The sequence below is a fragment of the Nocardioides zhouii genome, from assembly GCF_004137345.1.
GTDB lineage: Bacteria > Actinomycetota > Actinomycetes > Propionibacteriales > Nocardioidaceae > Nocardioides > Nocardioides zhouii.
Genome location: NZ_SDWV01000021.1, coordinates 1 through 22,829, shown reverse-complemented (window position 1 = coordinate 22,829; position 22,829 = coordinate 1). Strand labels below are relative to the sequence as shown.

Annotated in this window: 23 protein-coding genes; 14 read left to right on the top strand and 9 right to left on the bottom strand. The window is 72.1% G+C overall.

What is annotated here, in order from left to right; genetic code table 11:
• The first annotated feature begins 29 nt into the window (after window positions 1–29).
• The 4 genes from EUA94_RS17560 (at window position 30) to EUA94_RS17545 (ending at window position 4,896) form a co-directional block, all read left to right on the top strand.
• Window positions 30–1,631 (top strand): Ig-like domain repeat protein, encoded by a 1,602-nt coding sequence (locus EUA94_RS17560; RefSeq protein ID WP_129428198.1) that lies wholly within the window; start codon window positions 30–32, stop codon window positions 1,629–1,631.
• A gap of 79 nt (window positions 1,632–1,710) precedes the next feature.
• Window positions 1,711–2,538, top strand: a complete 828-nt coding sequence (locus EUA94_RS17555) for a phosphate ABC transporter ATP-binding protein (RefSeq protein WP_129428197.1) — start codon at window positions 1,711–1,713, stop codon at window positions 2,536–2,538.
• 87 nt (window positions 2,539–2,625) lie between these two features.
• Window positions 2,626–4,335 (top strand): choice-of-anchor I family protein, encoded by a 1,710-nt coding sequence (locus EUA94_RS17550; RefSeq protein ID WP_207210611.1) that lies wholly within the window; start codon window positions 2,626–2,628, stop codon window positions 4,333–4,335.
• A 21-nt stretch (window positions 4,336–4,356) separates the two neighbouring features.
• Window positions 4,357–4,896, top strand: coding sequence for a hemerythrin domain-containing protein (locus EUA94_RS17545; RefSeq protein WP_129428196.1), 540 nt, complete (start codon window positions 4,357–4,359; stop codon window positions 4,894–4,896).
• A 2-nt stretch (window positions 4,897–4,898) separates the two neighbouring features.
• Here EUA94_RS17545 and EUA94_RS17540 read toward each other — a convergent pair whose 3' ends face one another.
• Window positions 4,899–5,468, bottom strand: a complete 570-nt coding sequence (locus EUA94_RS17540; protein WP_129428195.1) for a dihydrofolate reductase family protein — start codon at window positions 5,466–5,468, stop codon at window positions 4,899–4,901.
• Between the two features lie 141 nt (window positions 5,469–5,609).
• Here EUA94_RS17540 and EUA94_RS17535 point away from each other — a divergent pair, with 141 nt between their 5' ends.
• Entirely contained in the window at window positions 5,610–6,407 is a 798-nt protein-coding gene (locus tag EUA94_RS17535) for a L,D-transpeptidase (RefSeq protein ID WP_129428194.1), read from the top strand.
• A 16-nt stretch (window positions 6,408–6,423) separates the two neighbouring features.
• Complete coding sequence (locus tag EUA94_RS17530; RefSeq protein ID WP_129428193.1) at window positions 6,424–7,308, top strand: hypothetical protein; 885 nt, start codon at window positions 6,424–6,426, stop codon at window positions 7,306–7,308.
• Between the two features lie 4 nt (window positions 7,309–7,312).
• On the opposite strand, the gene speB is transcribed toward EUA94_RS17530, so the two are convergent.
• On the bottom strand, window positions 7,313–8,323 hold the full coding sequence (gene speB / locus EUA94_RS17525; protein WP_129428192.1) for an agmatinase: 1,011 nt from the start codon (window positions 8,321–8,323) through the stop codon (window positions 7,313–7,315).
• 52 nt (window positions 8,324–8,375) lie between these two features.
• Between speB and EUA94_RS17520 the strand changes: the two genes are divergently transcribed.
• Both EUA94_RS17520 and EUA94_RS17515 read left to right on the top strand, forming a co-directional pair.
• Window positions 8,376–8,639, top strand: a complete 264-nt coding sequence (locus tag EUA94_RS17520) for a DUF1905 domain-containing protein (RefSeq protein WP_129428191.1) — start codon at window positions 8,376–8,378, stop codon at window positions 8,637–8,639.
• 10 nt (window positions 8,640–8,649) lie between these two features.
• A complete protein-coding gene (locus tag EUA94_RS17515; protein WP_129428190.1) occupies window positions 8,650–9,951 on the top strand; it encodes an aspartate aminotransferase family protein in 1,302 nt (433 codons plus the stop codon).
• On the opposite strand, the gene EUA94_RS17510 is transcribed toward EUA94_RS17515, so the two are convergent.
• Window positions 9,952–11,064 carry an SGNH/GDSL hydrolase family protein gene (locus tag EUA94_RS17510; RefSeq protein ID WP_242494946.1) on the bottom strand — a complete coding sequence of 371 codons (1,113 nt, stop codon included), beginning with the start codon at window positions 11,062–11,064 and terminating at the stop codon, window positions 9,952–9,954.
• Between the two features lie 81 nt (window positions 11,065–11,145).
• Here EUA94_RS17510 and xylB point away from each other — a divergent pair, with 81 nt between their 5' ends.
• Genes xylB through EUA94_RS17495 form a run of 3 tightly spaced genes read left to right on the top strand, consistent with a single transcriptional unit; the run spans window position 11,146 to window position 14,896 of the window.
• A complete protein-coding gene (gene xylB / locus EUA94_RS17505; RefSeq protein WP_129428188.1) occupies window positions 11,146–12,558 on the top strand; it encodes a xylulokinase in 1,413 nt (470 codons plus the stop codon).
• On the top strand, window positions 12,555–13,721 hold the full coding sequence (gene xylA, locus EUA94_RS17500; protein ID WP_129428187.1) for a xylose isomerase: 1,167 nt from the start codon (window positions 12,555–12,557) through the stop codon (window positions 13,719–13,721). Before xylB ends, xylA begins: the two co-directional genes overlap by 4 nt.
• Before the next feature lie 2 nt (window positions 13,722–13,723).
• Complete coding sequence (locus tag EUA94_RS17495) at window positions 13,724–14,896, top strand: ROK family transcriptional regulator (protein WP_165356987.1); 1,173 nt, start codon at window positions 13,724–13,726, stop codon at window positions 14,894–14,896.
• 12 nt (window positions 14,897–14,908) lie between these two features.
• Here EUA94_RS17495 and EUA94_RS17490 read toward each other — a convergent pair whose 3' ends face one another.
• The 5 genes from EUA94_RS17490 to EUA94_RS22245 form a co-directional block, all read right to left on the bottom strand.
• Complete coding sequence (locus EUA94_RS17490) at window positions 14,909–16,138, bottom strand: ROK family transcriptional regulator (protein WP_129428185.1); 1,230 nt, start codon at window positions 16,136–16,138, stop codon at window positions 14,909–14,911.
• A 9-nt stretch (window positions 16,139–16,147) separates the two neighbouring features.
• Window positions 16,148–17,419, bottom strand: coding sequence for a sugar ABC transporter permease (locus EUA94_RS17485; protein WP_129428184.1), 1,272 nt, complete (start codon window positions 17,417–17,419; stop codon window positions 16,148–16,150).
• An 18-nt stretch (window positions 17,420–17,437) separates the two neighbouring features.
• Window positions 17,438–18,211 (bottom strand): ATP-binding cassette domain-containing protein, encoded by a 774-nt coding sequence (locus EUA94_RS17480; RefSeq protein WP_129428183.1) that lies wholly within the window; start codon window positions 18,209–18,211, stop codon window positions 17,438–17,440.
• A gap of 102 nt (window positions 18,212–18,313) precedes the next feature.
• Window positions 18,314–19,414 (bottom strand): sugar ABC transporter substrate-binding protein, encoded by a 1,101-nt coding sequence (locus tag EUA94_RS17475; RefSeq protein ID WP_129428182.1) that lies wholly within the window; start codon window positions 19,412–19,414, stop codon window positions 18,314–18,316.
• A 185-nt stretch (window positions 19,415–19,599) separates the two neighbouring features.
• The gene (locus tag EUA94_RS22245; protein WP_165356985.1) at window positions 19,600–20,814 is read right to left on the bottom strand and encodes a hypothetical protein; all 1,215 of its coding nucleotides are present in this window, start codon (window positions 20,812–20,814) and stop codon (window positions 19,600–19,602) included.
• A gap of 68 nt (window positions 20,815–20,882) precedes the next feature.
• On the opposite strand from EUA94_RS22245, the gene EUA94_RS17465 reads away from it, so the two are divergent.
• Entirely contained in the window at window positions 20,883–21,320 is a 438-nt protein-coding gene (locus tag EUA94_RS17465) for an SRPBCC family protein (protein ID WP_165356983.1), read from the top strand.
• A 9-nt stretch (window positions 21,321–21,329) separates the two neighbouring features.
• Here EUA94_RS17465 and EUA94_RS17460 read toward each other — a convergent pair whose 3' ends face one another.
• Window positions 21,330–22,160, bottom strand: a complete 831-nt coding sequence (locus EUA94_RS17460; protein ID WP_165356981.1) for a DICT sensory domain-containing protein — start codon at window positions 22,158–22,160, stop codon at window positions 21,330–21,332.
• 90 nt (window positions 22,161–22,250) lie between these two features.
• Here EUA94_RS17460 and EUA94_RS17455 point away from each other — a divergent pair, with 90 nt between their 5' ends.
• Both EUA94_RS17455 and EUA94_RS17450 read left to right on the top strand, forming a co-directional pair.
• Complete coding sequence (locus EUA94_RS17455) at window positions 22,251–22,430, top strand: hypothetical protein (RefSeq protein ID WP_129428179.1); 180 nt, start codon at window positions 22,251–22,253, stop codon at window positions 22,428–22,430.
• Window positions 22,431–22,507: 77 nt separating this feature from the next.
• Window positions 22,508–22,723, top strand: a complete 216-nt coding sequence (locus EUA94_RS17450; protein WP_422879905.1) for a CsbD family protein — start codon at window positions 22,508–22,510, stop codon at window positions 22,721–22,723.
• Window positions 22,724–22,829: the final 106 nt, after the last annotated feature.

Genomic DNA, 22,829 nt, shown 5'->3' with positions numbered 1-22,829 from the left:
CACGGAACACCTCAGAAAAGGAACCCTCCATGTCTGTTCGCAGGCTCCTCGCGGGCGTCGCCGCCGCGTCTCTCGCCACCACGGCGCTCGCCATGGCCGCACCGGCCCAGGCCGACCCGTCCTTCGTCCCCGACGCCGACGACATCGTCGGGGTCGGTTCGGACACCTCGATGTTCGCGCTGACCTACCTGGCAGACGGCAACGCCGGCGTGGCGGGCTTCAACGCCTCCAACCCGGCGCGTCGGCTGGTGTCCTTCGACGCCAAGACGTTCGCGCCCGACGGCATCACCCAGACCAACTCCACGACGGTGACGCTTCGCGCCGGCTCCGCCGCGATCACGCGCCCCAACGGCTCGACCGAGGGGAAGAACCTGCTCCGCACCGGCGGCAACCTCGACGTGAACTACGCGCGGTCGTCCTCGTCCATCAGCACGGCCGAGGCCTCCGACGGCCTCGTCGGCTTCCCCTTCGCCAAGGACACCCTGGCGATGGCGACCTCGAAGACGTCCAACGCGCCCGCCGCGCTCACCGAGGCGCAGATCGTCGACATCTACGAGGGTGACCTGACCGACTGGGCCACCATCGGAGGCGCCTCCGGCCAGATCAAGCCCTACATCCCGCAGCCGGGCTCCGGCACCCGCAACTTCTTCGTGGCCGAGCTCAAGCGGATGAACGGCGGCGTGGACGTGGTCATCAACACCTCGAAGGTCGCTCCCGTCCAGGAGCACTCCGACGCCCCGATCAAGGACGACCCCAACGCGGTCGCGCCGTTCTCGGTCGGTCGCGCCGGCCTGCTCGGCACCCTGCGCATCGAGACCGGCTTCAGTGCCGCTCGCGCCCTCTACAACATCGTCCGGCAGCCCGACGTCTCCAGTGAGTGGGCCCAGGCCATGTTCGGGACCAACGGCTTCGCCTGCTCGCCGGCCGCGACCTCGCTGATCCTCGACGCGGGCTTCGAGCAGCTCCTCTCGTCCTCGCAGGGCGGCAAGTGCGGTGTCACCACGACCTCGTCCACTGCCGTCAGCGACCTGCTCACCGCCAAGGTGAACACCACCACGACCGTCGCCGGCGCGTCCGCCACTGCGGGCGCGCTCACCCTCACCGCCACGGTCGGCGGCGGTGGGGCGCTCAAGCCCCAGGGCGTCGTCGCGTTCTCGGTCGACGGTGCGACCCGCGGCCAGGGTGTCGTCACCGGCGGCAAGGCCACCGTCAACCTGACGGGCCTCACCGCGGGCGCGCACAAGGTCAAGGCCGTCTTCACCCCGACCGGCGCGGCCTTCAACGGCTCGAGCTCGGCCGACACCGACGTCACCGTCGCGGCCGCGGCACCGGCCCCGGCAGCCAAGGCGAAGACCACGCTCAAGGAGACGTACAAGGCGAGCTACGCCAAGGGTGCGGTCGTCAAGGGCAAGGTCAAGGTCAAGGAGTCCGCGACCGGCGCCGCCACCGGCAAGGTCGTCATCAAGCGCGGCACCAAGACCGTCGGCAAGGGCACGGTCAAGAACGGCGTGGTGGTCATCAAGCTGACCAAGACGCTCAAGACGGGCAAGAACAAGCTCGTCGCCACGTACGCCGGCAACTCGGCGTTCGTCGCCTCGAAGCTGAAGTTCACCATCACCATCAAGGGCTGACCCGGCCCACCCCGATCGGGAGGCGGGCGGCTCGCTGACGGCCGCCCGCCTCCACCCCCGTCGTACGAAGGAACGCCCGATGACCGAGACCACCACGCTGCCACCCGTCACCGACGGGGGTCCGGGCACCGGACCAGCGACGCTCCAGGCGCGCGACATCACCGCGTGGTTCGGCAGCCACCAGGTCCTCGACCGCGTGTCGCTCACCATGCCTGCGTCGGGCATCACGGCCCTGATCGGACCGTCCGGCTGTGGCAAGTCCACCTTCCTGCGCATCCTCAACCGGATGCACGAGCTGGTGCCGTCCGCGGCGCTCGCCGGGGAGGTGCTGCTCGACGGGGAGGACATCTACGACCCGCAGCGCAAGCTGACCGACGCCCGCCGCGCCATCGGGATGGTCTTCCAGAAGCCCAACCCCTTCCCTGCGATGTCGATCCGCGAGAACGTCGTCGCCGGGCTGCGCCTCACCGGCACCCGGGTGAACAAGGCCGACAAGGAGCTGCTCGTCGAGGAGTGCCTGGTGCGCGCCGGCCTCTGGAAGGAGGTCAAGGAACGGCTCGACAGCCCCGGCGGCGGCCTCTCCGGTGGTCAGCAGCAGCGGCTCTGCATCGCCCGCTCGCTCGCGATCAAGCCGCGCGTGCTGCTGATGGACGAGCCCTGCTCGGCGCTCGACCCCACCTCGACCCGGGTGATCGAGGAGACGATGAAGGACCTCGCCCAGCAGGTCACGATCGTCATCGTCACCCACAACATGCAGCAGGCGGCGCGCGTCTCCGACACCTGCGCGTTCTTCCTGGCCTCGCAGGGCACCCCCGGGATCATCGTCGAGCACGGCGACACCGAGGCGATGTTCACCAGCCCGCAGGACGCGCGTACGTCCGACTACGTCAACGGCCGCTTCGGCTGAGCCGTCGCGCGTCCACCCTCCCGACTCCCCGACTCCACGCGCGCTCGCCAGCGTGCAGCCACCTCTCCTGGAAGGCCCGAAGCCACCATGTCCTCCACCCTGCGTTCTCGGCACCTCGCGGTGCTCACCACCACCGCCGCCCTCAGCGCACTGCTGCCCCTGGCAGGAGCCAACGCCGGCCTGGTCGCCGAGCCCGTACGGTCCTCGGCACCGGGCGCCGCCCTGCGGCTCGACCCGGTCGGCACCTACGAGACCGGCGTCTTCGACGAGTCGGCGGCGGAGATCGTGGAGTACTACGCGGCCGCCGCGCGCCTCCTCGTGGTCAACGCTTCGCAGGCGAAGGTCGAGGTGCTGGACGCCTCGAACCCTGCGAGCCCGGCGAAGCTGTTCGACCTCCAGACCACCGGCGTCCCATCGGCCGACGGCACGACCGTGGATGCCGGGGCCGTCGCCAACTCGGTCGCCGTCCGCGAGGACGGCCTCGGGATCGTGGCCGTCGAGGCGGCGGACAAGACGGACAACGGCTGGCTCGTCTTCTTCGACGCGGGCGGCAGCGGCCAGGCGCTCGGCGCGGTCCGCGTCGGGGCCCTTCCCGACATGGTCACGATCACCCCGGACGGCACCCGTGCCGTCGTCGCCAACGAGGGCGAGCCCGCCGACGACTACGCCGTCGACCCCGAGGGCACCGTGTCGGTCGTCGCCCTGCCCGACTCCGTCGCGGCGGCCTCGCAGTCGGACGTACGCAGCGCCGGCTTCCACGCCTTCGAGGGCAGCGCGCTGCCCAGCGGCATCCGCGTGTACGGCGGCCGTGCGGACGCAGGCACCGGAACGCCGGCCTACCCCGTGTCGGAGAACCTCGAGCCGGAGTACGTCGCGATCGACCAGCAGTCGAAGACGGCCTACGTGACGCTGCAGGAGGCCAACGGCGTCGCGGTCGTCGACCTGCGGTCGGCCGCAGTGGCCGACGTGTGGTCGCTCGGCACCGTCGACCGGTCCCGGGTGCCCCTCGACGCGAGCGACCGGGACGGGCTGAACATCCGCACGTTCGCCAACCTCCGCACCTTCCGCCAGCCCGACGCCATCGCGGCCTACCAGGTCAAGGGACGCACCTACCTTGTCACCGCCGACGAGGGCGACACCCGCGACTGGGACGGCTACTCCGAGGAGATCCGGGTCGGCGACCTCGGCAAGAACGGCCTCAAGCCCGCCTGCGACGCCGTCAAGGCAGGCGCCGGCTTCACGGGGCTCAGCCGCCTGAAGATCACCAAGGCCGACGGCCTCAACGCCGCCCGCACCTGCTACGAGACGCTCTACGGCTTCGGCGGCCGCGACGTCTCGGTGTTCACGACCGACGGCCGGCTCGTCTCGACGACCGGCGACGAGCTCGAGCGGATCACCGCGGGCGCGGTCCCGGCCTTCTTCAACTCCGACCACGGGAGCTCGTCGTTCGACAATCGCAGCGATGACAAGGGTCCCGAGCCCGAGGGCGTCACCCTGGGCAAGGTGGGGGGACGCACGTACGCGTTCGTCGGCCTCGAGCGCATCGGAGGCGTGGTCGCGTACGACATCACGGACCCCGCCCGTCCTCAGTTCGTCACCTGGACCGACAACCGCAACTTCGCCGTCAACGGATCGAGCAACCTGGCCGCCGCGGGCGACCTCGGCCCCGAGGGGCTCACCTTCATCTCGGGCGAGGAGTCGCCGACGGGTCGTCCGCTGGTGGCGGTCGGCAACGAGGTCTCCGGGAGCACGACGCTCTTCGACGTCGCCCGGGTCGGGAAGACGAACCTGCGCTGACGAGTCCGTAGGCTCGACCCCGTGCCGCCCATCGACGACTCGACCCGTCCCCGGGTGGCGGGGTCGGTCGAGCTAACGCCGCGGCAGCGGCAGGCCGGCGACCACCTCCGGATGGTCCACGACCACTTCCGCGCGCAGCTGCGGCAGCTCACGGGCGCGGTCGAGGAGCTCCGCGACGGCGCAGGAGACGTGGGAGTCGTGCGCGACAGCCTCCACCGGCTGGCGCCCGCACTCACCGCGCAGCAGGTCTCGGGCCTGTGCCAGCAGGTCTGCCGGTTCCTGACGATGCACCACACCATCGAGGACCAGAGCATGTTCCCGGCCGTCGCGACGATGGCGGCGTACGCACCGGTGGCGACCCGACTGGCCGAGGAGCACCTCGACATCCACGCCCACCTCGAGCGCGTCGACGACCTGGCCCTCGCCGTACGCACCGACCCGTCGCGGGTCGCGGAGCTGGTCACCGCCGTCGCGGACCTGCGCGAGGACCTCGAGTCGCACTTCACCTACGAGGAGACGGAGATGACCGAGCCCCTCGGCCTGCTGGGGCTGGGCATCTAGCGTCAGCGGCGTACGCGGTACTGCGTGGCGACGTGACCCGTCGACTGGGCCGCCGAGGTGTCGAGGTCGAGCCGCTGCTGACCGAGCGACGGCGGCGCGAACGAGCGCCCGGCGCCGATCATGACCGGGACTGTGCGCAGGCGCAGCACGTCGACGGCGCGCGCGGCGAAGAGCGCGTCGGTGAGGTCGAGGCTGCCCCACACCACGACGCTCCCGTAGCGAGCGCGGAGGTCCGTGGCCGCGGCGAGCGGGCCGTCGCGGTGCACCTCCGCCTCGCCGTCCTCGCCCCACGGAGCCCGGTCGAGCGTGCCGCTGACGACGTGCTTCGGTGCGTCGTTGATCCACGTGGCGACGGCTTCGACCGCCGGGTCGGCCGTGGGCCAGAAGCCCGCGAACATCTCGTAGGTCCGGCGACCGAGCAGGATCGCGTCGACCGACTCCAGCCACTCCAGCTGTCCGCGGTCGGTGCGATCCTCGCCCGTGTCGAACGCGCCGAAGAAGTCCAGCCCTCCGTCTGCCTGGGCGGCGAATCCGTCGGCCGTGACGATCTGCTCCACCGTGATGATGCCCATGGTTGCTCCTCGAGAAGTGCAGCCCTGATGACCGCGTCATACCAGGGACGGAGCGGATCTCGGTTTCTCGACATCTCGGCCGTTGATCGTGCGTTACCAATCCGGAGGTCTGTCGTTGCTCTCTCTGAGGGGAGGGACCTCATGAGGGATCCACGACGCACCACCACCACCGCCGACCGCGCGCGCCGCGGCCTGGCGCTGCTCGCGACTGCTGTCGTGCTGGTCGCGGGGCTGACGGCCTGCGGCGACAGCGACGAGGACGCCAAGCGCGCCGACGTCGACCTGGCCTCACTGGTCGCGTCCACGACGAAGGCGAAGCTGCCGAAGGCGCCGCTGGACACCGATCCCACGGCCACCACCGACGGTCACGTCGTCCACCCGCGCCGCACGCTGGCGGTGTACGCCGCCCCCGGTCGCAAGCCCTTCGCCAAGATCACGCCGAAGCAGATGAACGACACGTGGCTCCCGGTCATTGACCGCAAGGACGGCTGGTCGCAGGTCCTGCTGCCGTCCCGCCCCAACGGTGGGACCGGCTGGCTCAAGACCGCGCAGCTCGACACGCGGCAGACGCCGTACCTCGTCCGCGTGCACCTGGGGTCCCGCCGCCTCGAGCTCATGAACGAGGGCGACCTCGTCGGCTCGTGGAGCGTCGCGGTCGGCGCGCCGGAGACGCCGACCCCGGTGGGCCGCACCTTCCTGCTCGGCTCGATCGTCGACGACGCCCAGAGCTACTCGCCGCTGATCCTGCCGCTGGGCTCGCACAGCGACACCCTCGACACCTACGGCGGCGGTCCCGGCACCGTCGCCCTCCACGGCTGGCCGGACGACTTGGTGTTCGGCCAGGCCATCAGCCACGGCTGCGTGCGCGTCCCGGACGACGCCCTCGAACAGCTCCGCCTCGTGCCGCTCGGCACCCTCGTCATCATCGATCAGAAGTAAAGCCCCGGAGGTAGACATGCGTACGTCATTCAAGGCCGGCGTCACCGGCATCGCGATCACCGCGACCACCCTGCTGGTCGTGACGACCTCGACCGCGAGCGGTGACCCCGTGTCGAGCTCGTCGGCCTACGGCGCCTCGATCGGCGGGACCCCCGGCCAGCCGGCGGTCGCGTCGGACGGCACTGCGACCCAGACCGGCGGCGGCCAGCTCCCCGCCGAGCTCGGCCCGCTCGCCTCCGGTGGCGTGCTCGCCCTCAGTGCGGGCGACGACCACGCCACCTCGGCCGTCACCAACCTCACGCTCGGCAGTGCGGTGGCGCAGCTGCCGCAGGAGCTCAAGGACGGGCTGGCCAACCTCAACCAGGTCTGCACCGCCGTGGGCCAGGCGACCCAGGCCAACCAGGCACTCGCCCCGCTCAACGACGCGATCAACCAGATCCCCGGCGTCGGCACGATCGTCGAGGTGCCGACCGTCGAGGCCGCCACCGCCTTCTGCAACGGGCTGGTGGACACCGACATCCTCAACCTCGCCACGGTCGGGACGCTGCAGTCGCAGTGCACCGACCAGTCGGGCACCGTGACGCTGAGCGACGTGAAGGTGCTCGGCGCACCGCAGCCGGTGCTGGCCGGCGAGATCGCCCCCGAGACCGAGCTGCTGCCGCCCGAGCTGGCCGCGGTCGCGAAGATCACCCTCAACCACCAGGTGGCCGACGGCGAGAACTTCACCGTCGAGGGCCTGCGGCTCGAGGTCGGCGGTCAGGTCGTCGCCGTGCTCGCCTCGGCGACGTGCGGTGGTCCGGCGGCCGAGGAGCCCGTCGTCCAGCAGCAGGCCCCCAGCAAGGGACCCAAGCAGGCACCCGCGCCCACGCCCGTGAAGACGTCGGCGCCCGTCACGGGCTGACCCACTAGCGGTCGAGCAGCGGGCGCGACGGGTCCCAGGTGGTCCCGTCGCGCTCGTCCTGCCTCCGGCGGGCGATGGCCGAGAGTGCCTCAAGCACCACGCGGTTGGCGAGCGCCGCGGTGATGTCGGCGTGGTCGTAGGGCGGGCTGACCTCCACCACGTCGACGCCGACCACCGGCAGCTCGAGACAGATCCGGCGTACGGCATCGAGCAGCTCGCGTGCCGTCAGGCCGCCCGGCTCCGGCGTACCCGTGCCGGGCGCATGCCCTGGGTCGCAGACGTCGATGTCGACGGAGAGGAATACGCCCTCGCACTCGTCGGTCGCGATGCCGAAGGCCTCGGTCAGGCACTCGGCCAGCCCGCGGTGGACGATCTCGGTCATCTCGTAGGACCGCATCTTCTCCGCGGCCATCCAGTCAAGCGTCTCGGGACCGGGCCAGTAGCCGCGCAGCCCCATCTGGAGGAACCGGTCGCCGCGCAGCGCGCCGGACTCGATGAGGCGGCGCATCGGCTGCCCGTGTCCCCAGAGCGAGCCGAACTCGATGTCTCCGGTGTCGGCGTGCGCGTCGAAGTGGATCATCGAGACGCGGCCGTGGCCGAGCACGTTGGCGACACCCTTCGCGTCCGGGTAGGCGATGGAGTGGTCGCCGCCGAGGACGACGGGGATCGCGCCGGAGCGCGTCACCTTCTCCACCGCGGCCTCGAGCCGGCCGAGGGTGGTCTCGATGTCGCCGGGCGGCAGCTCGACGTCGCCGGCGTCGTACACGCGGAGGTCTCGCAGCCCGTCCGTGCGCAGCGCGAGCGAGGGCCGCGAGCCGTCGTGCGGGAGGTAGTCGGTCATCCGGATCGCCTGCGGCCCGAAGCGGGTGCCCGGCCGGTGCGACGTACCGCCGTCGAACGGGGCGCCGAGGATCACCACGTCCGCGTCGGCGTACGTCGTCTCGTCGTCGAGGTCGCACGCAGGCACGCCCAGGAAGGTGATGTCGGGACCGAACTGAGCGCCGTAGCGAGCCATGGGGGGACTCTAGGCTGTTGCCGGACAACCCGATCGAGGACGAGGGGTGCAGATGGCTGTGTTCCGGACCGAGCTCGAGGCGACCGGCGGCAACAACGTCGGGATCGTGGTGCCCGAGGACGTCGTGCTGGCCTTCGACCGCGGCAAGCGGGTGCCGGTGGTCGTGACCATCGACGGTGACTACACCTACACGACCACCATCGGCGTCATGGGCGGGCGCTACCTCGTCTCCTTCAATGCCGAGACCCGCAAGAAGACCGGCCGCGGCGCCGGCGACGAGATCGAGGTCGAGCTCGTCGTCGACCCCGACCGCTGACGGAGGACCTATGGACGAGGACACCTTCTGGCGGGACGCCGAGGCGCACCTGATCAGGTACGGCGGCGGGTTCACGCCGCGGATCATCGAGCGCGCGGCCGGCTCGTTCGTGTACGACGAGCAGGGCCGCGCGATCCTCGACTTCACGTCCGGCCAGATGAGCGCCGTGCTCGGCCACTCGCACCCGGAGGTGGTGCGGACGGTCACCGAGTCGATCTCGACGCTCGACCACCTCTACTCCGGGATGCTCAGCCGGCCGGTCGTCGAGCTCGCCAAGCGGCTGGCGACCAGCCTGCCGTCGCAACTGAGCCGGATGCAGTTGCTCAGCACCGGCGGCGAGGCCAACGAGGCCGCGATCAAGATGGCCAAGCTCGCGACCGGTCGCTACGAGGTCGTGGCCCTCGACCGCTCCTGGCACGGCATGACGACGGGCGCCGCCGGGGCGACGTTCAGCGCGGGCCGGCACGGCTACGGCCCGCCACCGGTCGGCAACCTCACGCTGCCCGCGCCCGACGCGTACCGCTCTCCCTTCCGCCACGCGAACGGCAGTCACGACTGGGAGACCGAGCTCGCGTACGGCTTCGCGACGCTCGACCGCCAGTCGTCCGGCAGCCTCGCTGCGTGCCTCGTCGAGCCGATCCTGTCGTCGGGCGGCATCCTGGAGCTGCCCGAGGGCTACCTCGCCCGGCTCCACGAGGAGTGCCGCCAACGCGGGATGCTGCTGATCGTCGACGAGGCGCAGACCGGCCTCGGCCGCACCGGCACGATGTACGCCATCGAGCGCGACGGGGTCGTGCCCGACATCATCACGCTCTCGAAGACTCTCGGCGCCGGCCTGCCCGTCGCGGTCGTGGTCACGTCGGCCGAGATCGAGGAGATCTGCCACGAGCGCGGCCACCTCTTCTTCACCACGCACTCGTCCGACCCGTTGCCGGCGGCCGTCGCCCTCACCGTGCTCGACGTCGTCGAGCGCGAGGGGCTGGCCCACCGCGCCACGGTGCTCGGCAAGCAGCTCGGCGACCGGCTGCTCGACCTGCGCGAGCGCTACGACGTCGTCGGCGACGTACGCGGCCGCGGGCTGCTGCAGGGTGTCGAGCTGGTGACCGACAAGGCCAGCAAGACCCCCGCCGACGCGCTCGGCCGGGCAGTGACGGCGGCCGCCCTCGAGCTCGGGCTGCACATCAACATCGTGCAGCTGCCCGGCCTGGGTGGCGTGATCCGGATGGCGCCGCCGCTGACGATCTCGGAGACGGACCTGCACCGGGGCATCGACCTGCTCGAGCAGGCGATCGCGGAGGCGCTGAAGGGCTGACTACCAGTCACCCAGCGCCGCGAACCGCTCGCCGATGAGGCGGTGGGCCGCGGAGTCGGGGTGGAGGTTGTCGGGCAGCGGGAGCCGCTCGGCGTCGGCGGCGCCGTAGAGCCCGAGCCCGTCGACGTACGTCAGGTGCGGGTCGCCGCGCCGCTCGACGACCTCGGCGAGCACCTCGCGGACGACCTCAAGCGTCAGCTTTCCGGTCGCCACCTCGGCGGGGTCACCGCTCGCGACGAACGCCAGCCGGCCCTCGGCGAGAGCCGCCATGTCGGGCGCGCTCGGGCCGGGCACCGCCTCGTGGATCGCACAGTGCACCGGGGAGATGAGCCGCACCGGGGTGTCCGGGTGCCCGTCGCGGATGGTGTCGAGGTACCCGTGCACGGCGGGACCGAGCGCCCGTCGCCGCAGCAGGTCCTGGTTGACCAGGTTGATGCCGAGCTTGACGCTGATCAGGTCGGCCGGGGTGTCGCGGATGGTGCGCGCGACGAACGGGTCGAGCAGAGCACTGCCGCCGAGGCCGAGGTTGACCAGGTCGAGCCCGCTCAGCCGGGCGGCCACGACAGGCCAGGGCTCGGTCGGGTACGTGGCGACAGACCCGTGGCTGATCGAGCTGCCGTGGTGCACCCACCGCGGCCGGTCGTCGGGCAGCGGCGCGACCGGGGAATCGGCCCGGAGGTCGACGAGCTCGGTCTGCTCGTCGTGCGGCAGCCAGACCTCGACGTCCTTCTCCCCGGCCGGCAGCTCGATGACCAGCGTCGTCGGCTCGCCGACCGTCAGCGTGCTGGCGCCGGTCATCATCTCGACATCGAGCACGTTGCCGCCGGGCGCCTGCAGCCGCTCGACCAGCTCGCCGTCGACGAGCACGTCGTACCACCCGTCCGGCCGCTGGGGCGTGCCGACGTAGCGGCGCTTGGTCGGCAGCACGTCGAGCTCGAGCCGGGTCGCCGCGGTCCGCAACGCCAGGCGTACGCCGGCGGGCTGGGCCTCGACGAGGTGGAGCTGCGGGTCGTCGGACTGCGCCCGCGCCCAGGCAGGCAGCCGGTGCGGCAGCAGGCCACGGTCGGTGGGCTCGAGCTCGAGCGCACCGCGGACGAGGTTCGGGTCGATCACCACGCCAGTCTGCCGTCCGGATCCAGCAACCGTCAGCGGGGGCATCTTGACATTAGTTCGAGACTCATACTTAATAGTGACGTGGCTCTCATCCTCGGCCTCGACTCCTCCACCCAGTCGACCAAGGCCCTTCTCGTCGATGCCGACACCGGCGAGGTCGTCGACGCCCGGACCGCGCCCCACCCGCCCGGCACCGAGGTGGACCCGAAGGCCTGGCTGGCCGCCGCGGACGACGCGACGGCCGGCCTCCTCGAGCGCGCGGACGCCGTCGCGGTCGGCGGTCAGCAGCACGGCATGGTCGCCCTCGACGACGAGCGCGCGCCCGTACGGGACGCGCTGCTCTGGAACGACACCCGCTCGGCCGACGCCGCCCGCGACCTCATCGCGGAGATGGGCGGACCGCAGGCGTGCGCCGACGCGATCGGCAGCGTGCTGGTCGCGTCGTTCACCTCCAGCAAGCTGCGGTGGCTGCGCGACCACGAGCCCGAGCACGCGGTCGCCACCACGACGGTCCTGCTCCCCCACGACTTCGTCTCCCACCACCTCGCCGCCCCCGGCACCGAGCCGTTCACCGACCGGGGCGACGCCTCCGGCACCGGCTACTTCGCAACTGCGATCGGCCAGTGGCGACCCGACCTGCTCGAGCAGGCGCTCGGCCACTCGGCCCGCCTGCCCCGCATCGTGGCCCCGGGACACACGGCGGCCGAGACCAGCGGCGGAGCCGTCCTGGCCGGCGGCACGGGCGACAACATGGCGGCCGCGCTCGGCATGGCGCTGCGGCCCGGCGACGTCCTCGTCTCGGTCGGCACCTCGGGCGTCGCCTCGGCCATCAGCACGACGCCTGTCGCCGACGGCGCGGGCGTCGTCACCGGCTTCGCCGACGCGAGCGGCGGCTTCCTGCCGATGGTCACCACGATGAACGCCGCCGGCATCCTCGACCTCCAGGCCCGGTGGCTCGGCGTCGACCACGACGAGCTGGCCGCGCTGGCCCTGCAGTCCGCGCCCGGCGCCGGCGGGGTCACCCTCCTCCCCTACTACGGCGGCGAGCGCACCCCCAACCGTCCCGACGCCGTCGGCACCTGGACCGGGCTCACGCCCCGCACGACCCGCGCCGACCTCGCGCGCGCGGCGTACGAGGCACTGCTCTGCTCGCTCGCCGACGCCGTCGACCGGCTCGTCGCCGCCACCGGGGCGCAGCCGCAGCGGGTGCTCATGGTCGGCGGCGCGACGAAGAGCGCCGCACTGCGCGAGCTCGCCCCGGCCGTGCTCGGCTGCCCGGTCGTGCTGCCGCCGCCGGGTGAGTACGTCGCCCTCGGCGCGGCCCGGCAGGCCGCCTGGGCCCTGGCCGGATCGGCCGAGCCGCCGACCTGGCCGGCCCCGGAGACGACCGTGCTCGAGGCCGACCCCACCCCCCACGTCCGCGAGGTCTACGCCGACCTGCGCGCCCGCACCGACACCTGGACCACCACCCCGAGCACGGAAGGCACCCCATGACCATCGACATCCCCACCCCGTCCCCCGAGGACAAGTTCTCCTTCGGCCTCTGGACCGTCGGCTGGCAGGGAGTGGACCCGTTCGGGCCCGCCACCCGCCCGCCGATGGACACGGTCCACGCGCTGGAGAAGCTCGCCGAGCTGGGGGCGTACGGCGTCAACTTCCACGACGACGACGTGATCCCCTTCGGCAGCGACGACGCCACTCGAGACCAGATCATCGCCCGCTTCAAGAAGGGCCTCGCCGATACCGGCCTCGTGGTCACCACCTCGACGACCAACCTCTTCAGCCACCCGGTCTTCAAGTCCGGCGGCTTCACCAACAACGACCGCGACATCCGCCGCTTCGCGCTGCGCAAGGTGATGCGCAACGTCGACCTGGCCGCCGAGCTCGGCGCGAAGGTGTACGTCGCGTGGGGCGGTCGCGAGGGTGCGGAGTACGGCGCCTCGCAGGACACCCGCGTCGCGCTGGACCGGATGAAGGAGGCCTTCGACGTCCTCGGCGACTACGTCACCGAGCAGGGCTACGACATGCGCTTCGCGATCGAGCCCAAGCCCAACGAGCCGCGCGGCGACATCCTGCTCCCCACCATCGGCCACGCCCTGGCCTTCATCGAGCAGCTCGAGCGCCCCGAGCTGGTGGGCGTGAACCCGGAGATCGGGCACGAGGAGATGGCCGGCATGAACGCCGCCGCCGGCTACGCCCAGGCCCTGTGGTCGGGCAAGCTCTTCCACATCGACCTCAACGGCCAGAACGGCCCGAAGTACGACCAGGACCTGCGCTTCGGCGCCGGCAACGTCCGCGGCGCCTTCTGGGTGGTCGACACCCTGCTGGCCGGCGGCTACGACGGCCCGGTCCACTTCGACTTCAAGCCGGCCCGCACCGAGGACGAGGACGGCGTCTGGGTCTCGGCCGCGGCCAACATGCGCAACTACCTCATCCTCCGCGAGAAGGTGAAGGCCTTCCGCGCCGACCCGGAGGTGCAGGCCGCGCTCGAGGCAGCCAAGGTCCCCGAGCTCGGCGTCCCGACCGTTGCGGAGGGAGAGGGCTGGAAGGGCCTGCTCGCCGCCGACCTGCGCGACCCCGAGGAGCTCGCCGCCCGCGGTGGCGGCTTCGAGCTGCTCGACCAGCTCGCGCTCGAGCACCTGTACGGCGTCCGCTAACCGTGCAGCCCCAGTTCCGGGCGCGCGTCGGCACCGAGGGACTGCGCCGCACCAACACCGGCGCCGTGCTCCGTGCGCTCCGCCGGCTCGGCCCGTCCACGCGGGTCGAGCTGGCCCGGCACACCGGCCTCGCCAAGGCGACGGTCGGCGTGATCGTCGCGGACCTCGAGGCCGCTCGCGCCGTCGCCGAGGAGGGATCGCGGCCGGGCGTACGCGGTCGGCCAGGGCGGCCGGTGGCGCTGCGTGGCGACCGGTTCGTCACGCTCGGGCTCGAGCTCAACGTCGACTACGTCTCCGCGGTCGTGCTCGACCTCTCCGGCCGGGTCGTGTCGAGCACCAGCCGACCCGGCGGCACCGGCGACGCCCTGCACGACCTGGCGCGCACGGCCCTCGCGGAGCACGTCGGACCGGAGAGCATCGTGGTCGGTACGACGCTGGCGGTGCCCGCGCTGGTGCGCGGCGACAACCACACCGTCGCGTGGGCGCCGAACCTCCGGGTCGACTGGACCGACCTCGCCGCCACGCTGGGCGAGCTGGTCCCCGGCCTCGAGATCGAGGTCAGCAACGACGCCAACTGCGCGGCGTACGCAGAGGCACACCACGGCGCCGCTCGCGGAGCCGGCCACGCCCTCTACGTCACCGGGACCGTCGGCATCGGCGCCGGCATCGTGCAGGACGGCGAGCTGGTGCGCGGCGGCGCGGGCTTCGCCGGCGAGGTGGGCCACATGCCCATGGGCGACTCCACCGCGCTCTGCGGCTGCGGGCGCCGGGGCTGCTGGGAGGCCGCGATCGGCCTGCACGCGATGCTCGCCGCCGTCGGGATGCCGGAGCTCGACACCCCGCTCCTCACCGCCGAGTCGGTCGCCGAGCGCGCGCGCACCGACGCCTCCGTACGCGCCGGGCTCGAACGGGTCGGCGTCGACGTCGGCCTCGGGATCGCGATGCTGAGCAGCGTCCTCGACCCCGAGGTCATCGTGCTCGGCGGCTACTTCGCGGCGCTGGGCGACCTGGTGCTCGAGCCCGCCCGCCGCACCCTCGACGAGCGCCTCGCCTCCGACGTCCAGGTGCGTCCCGACGTCCGGCCGAGCACGCTCGGCATCCAGGCCGCTGCGCTCGGTGCGGCCGAGCAGTCGTTCGGTCCGGTCCTCACCGGAGAGCTCGACCTCACCGCCTGACCGACGGCGACGTCAGCCGGCCAGGCGGGAGCGTACGTCCTCGAGTGCGGTGCCGAGCGCCGCCACCGGGTCGATGAAGAGCGGCTCCAGCGCGATCTCGGCCGCCCCGAGCAGCGAGGAGTCCGACCCGAGGCCGGGGAGCGCCAGGGTGACCGACTCCAGCGGCGCCGGCAGGGCGCGCTCGGCCAGTCCGGCGTCGACTTCGGCCCCGACCAGCAGGTAGAGCGAGCGGAGGTAGCCGCCCAGGATGACCGTCTGCGGGTTGAACATGTTGACAAGGCTCGCGAGCCCCTGGCCGAGGGCGGTGCCGGTGGCGCGGAGTGCGGGCGACGGCTTGCCGAAGGAGTCGAGCACCTCGTCGAGCTGGGCGACCTTGTCCGGCGGGCACTGGATGGCCGCCGCGATCGCGTGGGCGCCGACCTCGGTCTCCCAGCAGCCGCGGTTGCCGCAGTGGCACGGACGGCCCGCGGGGTCGAAGCGCAGGTGGCCGACCTCGCCGGCGTAGCCGCCGGCCCCCTCGAGGCGGTGGCCGCCGGTGATGATCCCCGCACCGACACCGACGTTGCCGGAGATGTAGATGAGCTCGTCGGTGCCGACCCCGGCCCCGCGGGTGTGCTCGGCCAGGGCGCCGAGGTCGGCGTCGTTGGCCAGGGAGACCGGGACGTCGAGCCCCAGCGCCGCCAGCACGATGCCGCCGAACGACACGTCGTGCCACTCGAGGTTGGGGGCCAGCCGGATGAGGCCGTCGTTGCGACGCACCAGTCCCGGGACGCTGATGCCGATACCGACCAGGGCGGACGCCGCTGGGGCGTCCGCGACGACCGTGCGGATCAGCGCCGCCACGGCCGCTCCGACCTGCCACGCCTCGCCGTCGCTGTGCACCGGCGCCTGCGCGCGCTGCAGGATCCGCCCGCCGAGCCCGACCCGGGCGACGACCGCGCGGTCGACGCCGAGGTCGACCGCGATGACGTAGGGGCCGTCCTCGGCGATCCGTACGCCCGCCGACGGCCGGCCGGCACCCTGGCGGGCGCCCTCCACCGGCGTGGTCCGCTCGGAGATGCCCAGCGACTCGAGCTCGCCGACCAGGCCCGCGATCGTGCTCCGGTTGAGCCCCATGATGGCCGTCAGCTCGGCGCGCGACATCTCACCGGCGCTGTGCACGTGCCGGAGCACCGTGCCGAGGTTGTGGCGCCGGATGGCCTCCTGGTTGGTGCCGAGGCCCGAGCGCCGCTGCGGGCTCAACGTCGTGACCTATACGCCCGCCGAGGAGCGACGACGACGCGAGATGGCGTCAACGCTCGCGGCGAGCAGCAGCACGCCACCGGTGACCACGAAGTTGATGTAGGCCGCCTGGTTGAGCAGCCCCAGGCCGTTGGAGATGGTCGCGATGACCAGTCCGCCGATGACGGCGTCGAGCGCCCGGCCGCGACCACCGAAGAGGCTGGTGCCGCCGATGACAGCCGCCGCCACGGCGTACAGCAGCACGTTGCCGCCGCCCGAGCCCGGGGAGACCTTGCCGGTGTAGGACGCCGACAGCAGGCCGGCGAGCGCCGCCATCCCGGTGCAGATGACGAAGGCCATGATCCGGACCCGGCGTACGTTGATGCCGGCGCGGCGAGCAGCCTCGGCGTTGCCGCCGACGGCGTACAGATGCCGCCCGAAGCGGGTCTTGGTGAGGATGAAGGTCCAGAAGAGCAGCAGGGCGATGACGACCGGCGCCGCCCACGGGATGCCGCTGATGTCGAAGATCGGGTTGGGCGATCGGTTGGCGTTGAGCAGCGCAGTGAGGCCGAGGACGATGGCGGCGAGGACGGCGATGCGGATCGCGACGAGGCCGATGGGCGGGTGGACCAGGCCCTTGGCCGAGAGCGAGCGATAGCTCCACAGCGACAGCGCGGCGAAGGCGAGCACGATCAGCACCGCGGCGATCCAGCCGGCCGTGACGGGCACGTTCTTGATCGACAGGCCGCGCAGGACCGGGTCGTTGTAGCGGAGCGAGCCGCCGGAGCCGATGAGCTTGAGCGGGACCGCCTGCAGCCCGAGGAAGAACGCGAGGGTCACGACGAAGGACGGGATGCCGAGGAACGACACGAGCGAGCCGATGACCAGACCCACCACCATGCCGAACGCGACGCCGGCGAGCGTCGCCAGCCACCACGGCCAGTCGTAGTCGATGAGCATCAGGGCGGTGATGGTCGCGCAGGCGCCGCCAGCGACACCGGCCGACAGGTCGATCTCTCCGAGGAGCAGCACGAAGACGATGCCCATCGCCAGGACGATGATCGCGCTCGCCTGGACGACCAGGTTGGCCATGTTGTACGTCGTCAGGAACCGGTCGTTGAGCGAGGCGAAGATCACGACGAGGACGACGAGGCCGAGGATGGCGGGCAGGGAGCCCATGTCACCGCCGCGCAGGCGGTTGACGTAGTCGCGGGCCGAGTCGCCGATGCTGCCGGCCTGGCGGTTGTCGTTGTCGAAGCCGCTCGCGACGGGGGCCGCGGGGGTGGACTGGGTGTCGGTCATGGTGGTCTCCGGTCCTTCTCAGACGGTCGCGGTGGCGGGGTTCTCGGCAATGCCGAGGTCACCGGAGCGTCCGGCGGTGATGAGCTCGACGATCTGGCCGTGCGTGACGTCCTTCGACGACACGTCCGCGGCCACGCGTCCGAGGTAGAGCGCGGTGATCCGGTCGGCGACCTCCAGGACGTCTCCCATGTTGTGGGAGATGAGCACGACGCCGAGGCCGCGGTCGGCCAGGCGGCGTACGAGGTCGAGGACCTGCCGGGTCTGCGCGACACCGAGGGCGGCGGTGGGCTCGTCCAGGAGGACGACCTTGGAGTTCCACAGGACCGCCTTGGCGATCGCCACGGTCTGGCGCTGGCCGCCGGAGAGGCTGGCGACGCTCTGGCGCACGGACTTCACGGTGCGTACGGAGAGGGACGCGAGGGTCTCGCGGGCGCGGGTCTCCATGGAGACCTCGTCGAGGCCGAAGCGGGTGGTCTCCTCGCGGCCGAGGAACATGTTCTCGACGATGTCGAGGTTGTCGCAGAGGGCGAGGTCCTGGTAGACGACCTCGACGCCGAGGGCGGCGACGTCGCGGGGTCCGTGGACCTCGACCTCGTTGCCCTCGAACCGGTAGTCACCGCTGTCGCGGCCGTAGATGCCGGCGATGATCTTGACCAGCGTCGACTTGCCGGCGCCGTTGTCGCCGACCAGGGCAGTGACCTGCCCGGGGTAGACGGCGAAGTCGACGTCGTGCAGGACATGCACCACGCCGAAGCTCTTGTTGACTCCGCGCAGCTCGAGCAGCGGTTCCATGGTCCTACTCCGATCGACAGGAATTTGTTGTGCGAGTCACGGGAGCGACGCCCGGGCCGTGGTGCGGCCCGGGCGTCGTTCCGCGAAGGGTGGAGCAGGGGATCAGGAGATCCCGGCCTCGGCGCACAGGTCGGCGAACTTGCCGGTGCACACGTCGGCTGCCGACTGGCCACCGTCGGAGATCACGTCACCGACGCTGTCCTTGGTGATGGCCTGGGGCTCGAGCAGGATCGACGGGACCTCGCTGTCGTCCGAGGAGTCGACCGTGGTGCCGGTGACGTCGGCCTCCTCGCCGTTGGCGAGAGCGATCGCGACGTCGGCCAGCGCGCCGGCCTCCTGCGTGGCGGACTTGTAGACCGTCATGCACTGGGTGCCGGCGAGGACGTTCTGCAGGCCCTCGACGGTGGCGTCCTGGCCGGTGACCGGGACCTTGCCCGCCTGGCCGGCGCCCTCGAGGATGCTGATCGCAGCGCCACCGAGACCGTCGTTGGCCGCGAGCACGCCGTCGACCTTGCCGTCAGCGGCGGTGTAGAGCTGCTGGAAGATCGTGGCAGCCTGCTCGTTGTCCCAGTCCGGGACGGCCTGCTCGCCGACGACGGAGTAGTTGCTCATGCCGTCGAGCACGCTGTGCGCGCCCTCGGCGAAGAGCGTGGCGTTGTTGTCGGTGGGCGAACCGTTGAGGTAGACGATGTTGGCGTCCTTGTCCCCGAGGCAGTCCGCGAGGCCCTGGCCCTGCAGCTCGCCGACGACGGTGTTGTCGAAGGAGACGTAGTACTGCGCCGTGCCACCGAGGGTGAGGCGGTCGTAGTCGATGGTGGCCACGCCCTGCGACTCGGCCTTCTCCTGGATCGCGGCGCCCGACTCGGAGTCGAGGTTGACGATGGCGAGGACCGTGACGCCGTTGCCGATCATGCTGTCGGCGATGGTGGTCATCTTCTCCGCGTCGCCCTCGGCGTTCTGGATCTCGTACTCGACGCCGGCCTCCTCGAAGGCGGCCTCGAGGGCCGGGCGGTCCGCGCTCTCCCAGCGCACCGAGGACTCGGTGTCGGGGAGGATGACGCCGATCTTGCCGACCGCCGCCTCGCTGCTGCCGGTGTCGTCCGAGCCGGTGTCGTCCGAGCCGGTGTCGTCGCTGCCACAGGCGGTGAGCGCCATCGACAGGCCGACCAGGGGGACGAGGACCAAACTGTGCTTCCGCTTCACGCGAACCGCCTCCTAGCGATTGTGTGCACCTCGGCTGGTCCGCCTGACGGGTGCATATGTTGTGTCGGACAACATATGGAGTGACGCCGGTCACGTCCAGAGTCGCCGCGCCGACGTTGCCGGTTTGTTACAGAAAACAAGGCCGGCAGGCGGGGCTGAGCGCTGGAGGGGTCTGGACCAGTGCCTCATCCGTCTCGCTGGCCGGACCACACCCGTCCACCCTCGCCGGCGTCGCCGATCAGCAGCAGGGCGTCGTCGCCGGCACCGGCCACGAGGGTGTGGTCGCCGGCCGTCACCGGCTCCAGGGGTACGTCGACCCGGACCCAGCCGCGACCGTCGGCGGTCTGCCAGAGCTCGTAGTGGTCGCCGGTGCTGACCGTGGCCAGCACGCCGGCCGGCGTACGGGCGAGCGAGGCGACGTAGGGCGCGCCGCGCCAGTCCGAGCCGTCGGCGATCGCGCCGAAGGTCACGGCTTCCCGCCAGCCCTCGTCGTCGCGCACCCAGGCCGCGAAGCGCTGGCCGCTGCGCCCGACCACGAGCAGCCGCTCGTCGCCGAGGTCGAGCACCCGCTGCGCGTCCTCGATCGCCTCGGTCGCCGGCATCTCCTGCGGAGCCCAGGTGAGCCCGTCCGCGGAGGTCCACGCGAGCGGATCGGGGTCGAGGTGCTCGCCCGTACGGGCGCCGCCGCCGACCACGACCCACTCCTCACCCGCCCAGCCGCCGCCCTGCGTGAGCGACTCGAGGTCGCCGTCGTCGGTGAGGCCCGGCTCCGCCTCGACACGGGTGAACTCGCGCGGGTCGTCGGTGAACCACACGCCGGGGCCGGACGTGCGGTTGCCGGTGATCAGCCAGCCGGAAGGCCCGCCGGAGATCGGCCCGACGTTGGTCGCGCTCACGCCGCCGTACTGCGTGAAGACGGCGGTCACGTCGACGAGGGTCCCGCCGTCGAGCCAGAAGGACGTCACGCGCGGGTTGCCGTGCGCACCGCCCGAGCGGGCGCCGACGACGGCGATCCGGTCGCGCGAGCAGGCGACGGAGCTGAGGATGGCGCGCCGCCCCCAGTAGGTGCGGGCGTCCACCGGCACCGACGACCACGTCTCCCGGTCGGCGGAGAACCAGGCCGCCGGCCTGGTGTCACGCGTCTCCGTCGGGCGGTCGAGGAAGACGGCTCCCACGACCCACCAGCCGTCGCCGCACTCCACCGCGTCTCGTACGACGGTGCGGCCGGGCTGCCCCTCGGGCGGCGGGAGCTCGCGCTCGGTCCAGGTGATCGAGACCGGCTCGGCGGTGGGCTCGTCGTCGGGCGGGGGGTCATCGCACGCGGCGAGCGTGGGAGTGAGGGCGGCGGTGAGGACGGCGACCAGCGCGAGCGCGGTCGGCGAGCTCCGACGGATCCCCATGCCCGCAGTCTGCATGAATGACCCGCCGGGGTGTTCGGTGTCGGCGAACCTCTGGCTACCGTGGCGACATGCCTTCCGTCTCCCGCACCTTCACCACCACCGCCACTCCCGACGCCGCCTACGCCTACCTCAGCGACTTCAGCAACGCCGAGGAGTGGGACCCGGGCACGAAGACGTGCGAGCGGACGAGCGGCGACGGCGGGGTCGGCACGACCTACCACAACGTCTCGTCCTTCCTCGGGCGAGAGGTCGAGATCACCTACACGACCGCCGAGCTCGCGCCGCCCACGCGCGTACACCTGCGGGGCACCAACGAGCAGTTCGAGGGACACGACATCTTCGAGATCACCGCCGCCGGCCGTGGCTCGCAGGTGCGCTACACCGCGGAGATGTCGTTCTCCGGCCTGTCCAGGCTGGCGGCGCCCGCCGTCGCGGCGTACCTGCCGATCCTGGCCAAGAAGACCGTCGCCGAGCTGAAGGCCGCGCTGGACCGGCAGACCGCCTGAGCCGATCGGTCAGCCGGACCGGTCGAGCCGCGCCAGGGCACGCAACCACAACCGGTCGGCGTCGGCGGCTCCGGTGTCCGGGCCGGCGGGCGCATCCAGGAGCTCGTCGACACCGTGCGCCGGTGAGGCTCCCGCCGACCGTGCTGCGCCGAGCAGGACGCGGGCTGCCGCGACCGCGGCCGGGCGGTGGCTGCTGATGACCGACTCGTAGACGGGCGTGGCGCCCGCAGCAGTGGGCACCTCCCAGGCCGAGACGAGCGCGGCACGCGACTCCGTCAACGTGACCACGGTCCACTCCCGCCGCAGGGCCGACCTCTCGGGCAGTTGGCACAGGGCCGGGCTGGCCGCCGGGTCCGCGGGCAGGGCGTCGTCGAACTCGGCGACCACGGCCGCCCACGCAGCCGTGCGCGCGAGCTCGTCCCACCGGTGGCGCTGGCCGGCGAAGCGGTGGCCGGCCTGGAAGGAGCCCAGCACGAGCGGCCGCTCGGCCCGGGCCAGCGCCTCGTCCTCGACGGCGTACGACGCCGCGACGAGGGCACGCCGACCGAGCCGCTGCCGACCCAGGTGCGGGAAGTCGCGGGCCAGGACCGCGTGCACCGACTCGTCGGGGCGACGGTGCCGGCGCTGCACGGTGTCGACGGCGGCCCCCAGCGAGACGCCCGACGACCTCAGGTCCTGCACCTGGCGGACGAGATCGACGTCGGCGTCGGAGAAACGGCGGTGCCCGCTCGGCGACCTCGTGCCCATCGGGAAGCCGAAGCGGTTCTCCCACGTCCGGAGCACCGTCGGGGTCACCCCGGTGCGGTCGGCGAGCACTCCGATGCTGAACCCCTCGGCCATTTGTCCTCCATCCAGACTCTTGTGCATCCTGCAGAGATAATCTATACAGGACTGTAGAGGTTTTTGCCTCCCTATGCACTGGAGACTCCCATGAGCACTGTTGTCCTGATCGGAACCGTGGCGATGGTCGTGGCCATCGTCGGCTGCTTCTTCATCTGGCGCCTCGACGCCTCCCGGGCCGAGGAGGTCGAGCACACGGCCCCGCCGCCGCGCCGCGACGTCCCCCGTGTCGCCGGTCCCTCCGCCCAGCCGAAGCACCTCGACTCGTAGGTCCGCGGGCCCACCCGGGTGGCCGATCCACCCGATCGGGTGGGCCCTTCCGTCCGCCTCCGTGGCAGGTTCGACGGGTGACCACCCTGGTCGCCACCGACTCCACAGGAGGATCGACGATGGGTCTCGACGACAAGATCGGCAACAAGGGCGAGGAGCTCAAGGGCAAGGCCAAGGAGGCGACCGGCAAGGCCACCGACGACGAGAAGCTCGAGGCCGAGGGTCGCGGCGACCAGGCCGGCGCGAACCTCAAGCAGGCCGGCGAGAAGATCAAGGACGTCTTCAAGAGCTGACCCCCCCCCCCCCCCCCCCCCCCCCCCCGCCCCCCCCCCCCCCCCCCCCCCCCCCCCCCCCCCCCCCCCCCCCCCCCCCCCCCCCCCCCCCCCCCCCCCCCCCCCC

Bases quoted from the DNA above. Each gene is read 5' to 3' on its own strand.
- EUA94_RS17560 (WP_129428198.1), top strand. From the start codon at position 30: ATGTCTGTTCGCAGGCTCCTCGCGGGCGTCGCCGCCGCGTCTCTCGCC.
- EUA94_RS17555 (WP_129428197.1), top strand. From the start codon at position 1,711: ATGACCGAGACCACCACGCTGCCACCCGTCACCGACGGGGGTCCGGGC.
- EUA94_RS17550 (WP_207210611.1), top strand. From the start codon at position 2,626: ATGTCCTCCACCCTGCGTTCTCGGCACCTCGCGGTGCTCACCACCACC.
- EUA94_RS17540 (WP_129428195.1), bottom strand. From the start codon at position 5,468: ATGGGCATCATCACGGTGGAGCAGATCGTCACGGCCGACGGATTCGCC.
- EUA94_RS17535 (WP_129428194.1), top strand. From the start codon at position 5,610: ATGAGGGATCCACGACGCACCACCACCACCGCCGACCGCGCGCGCCGC.
- EUA94_RS17530 (WP_129428193.1), top strand. From the start codon at position 6,424: ATGCGTACGTCATTCAAGGCCGGCGTCACCGGCATCGCGATCACCGCG.
- speB (WP_129428192.1), bottom strand. From the start codon at position 8,323: ATGGCTCGCTACGGCGCTCAGTTCGGTCCCGACATCACCTTCCTGGGC.
- EUA94_RS17520 (WP_129428191.1), top strand. From the start codon at position 8,376: ATGGCTGTGTTCCGGACCGAGCTCGAGGCGACCGGCGGCAACAACGTC.
- EUA94_RS17515 (WP_129428190.1), top strand. From the start codon at position 8,650: ATGGACGAGGACACCTTCTGGCGGGACGCCGAGGCGCACCTGATCAGG.
- xylA (WP_129428187.1), top strand. From the start codon at position 12,555: ATGACCATCGACATCCCCACCCCGTCCCCCGAGGACAAGTTCTCCTTC.
- EUA94_RS17485 (WP_129428184.1), bottom strand. From the start codon at position 17,419: ATGACCGACACCCAGTCCACCCCCGCGGCCCCCGTCGCGAGCGGCTTC.
- EUA94_RS17480 (WP_129428183.1), bottom strand. From the start codon at position 18,211: ATGGAACCGCTGCTCGAGCTGCGCGGAGTCAACAAGAGCTTCGGCGTG.
- EUA94_RS22245 (WP_165356985.1), bottom strand. From the start codon at position 20,814: ATGGGGATCCGTCGGAGCTCGCCGACCGCGCTCGCGCTGGTCGCCGTC.
- EUA94_RS17465 (WP_165356983.1), top strand. From the start codon at position 20,883: ATGCCTTCCGTCTCCCGCACCTTCACCACCACCGCCACTCCCGACGCC.
- EUA94_RS17460 (WP_165356981.1), bottom strand. From the start codon at position 22,160: ATGGCCGAGGGGTTCAGCATCGGAGTGCTCGCCGACCGCACCGGGGTG.
- EUA94_RS17455 (WP_129428179.1), top strand. From the start codon at position 22,251: ATGAGCACTGTTGTCCTGATCGGAACCGTGGCGATGGTCGTGGCCATC.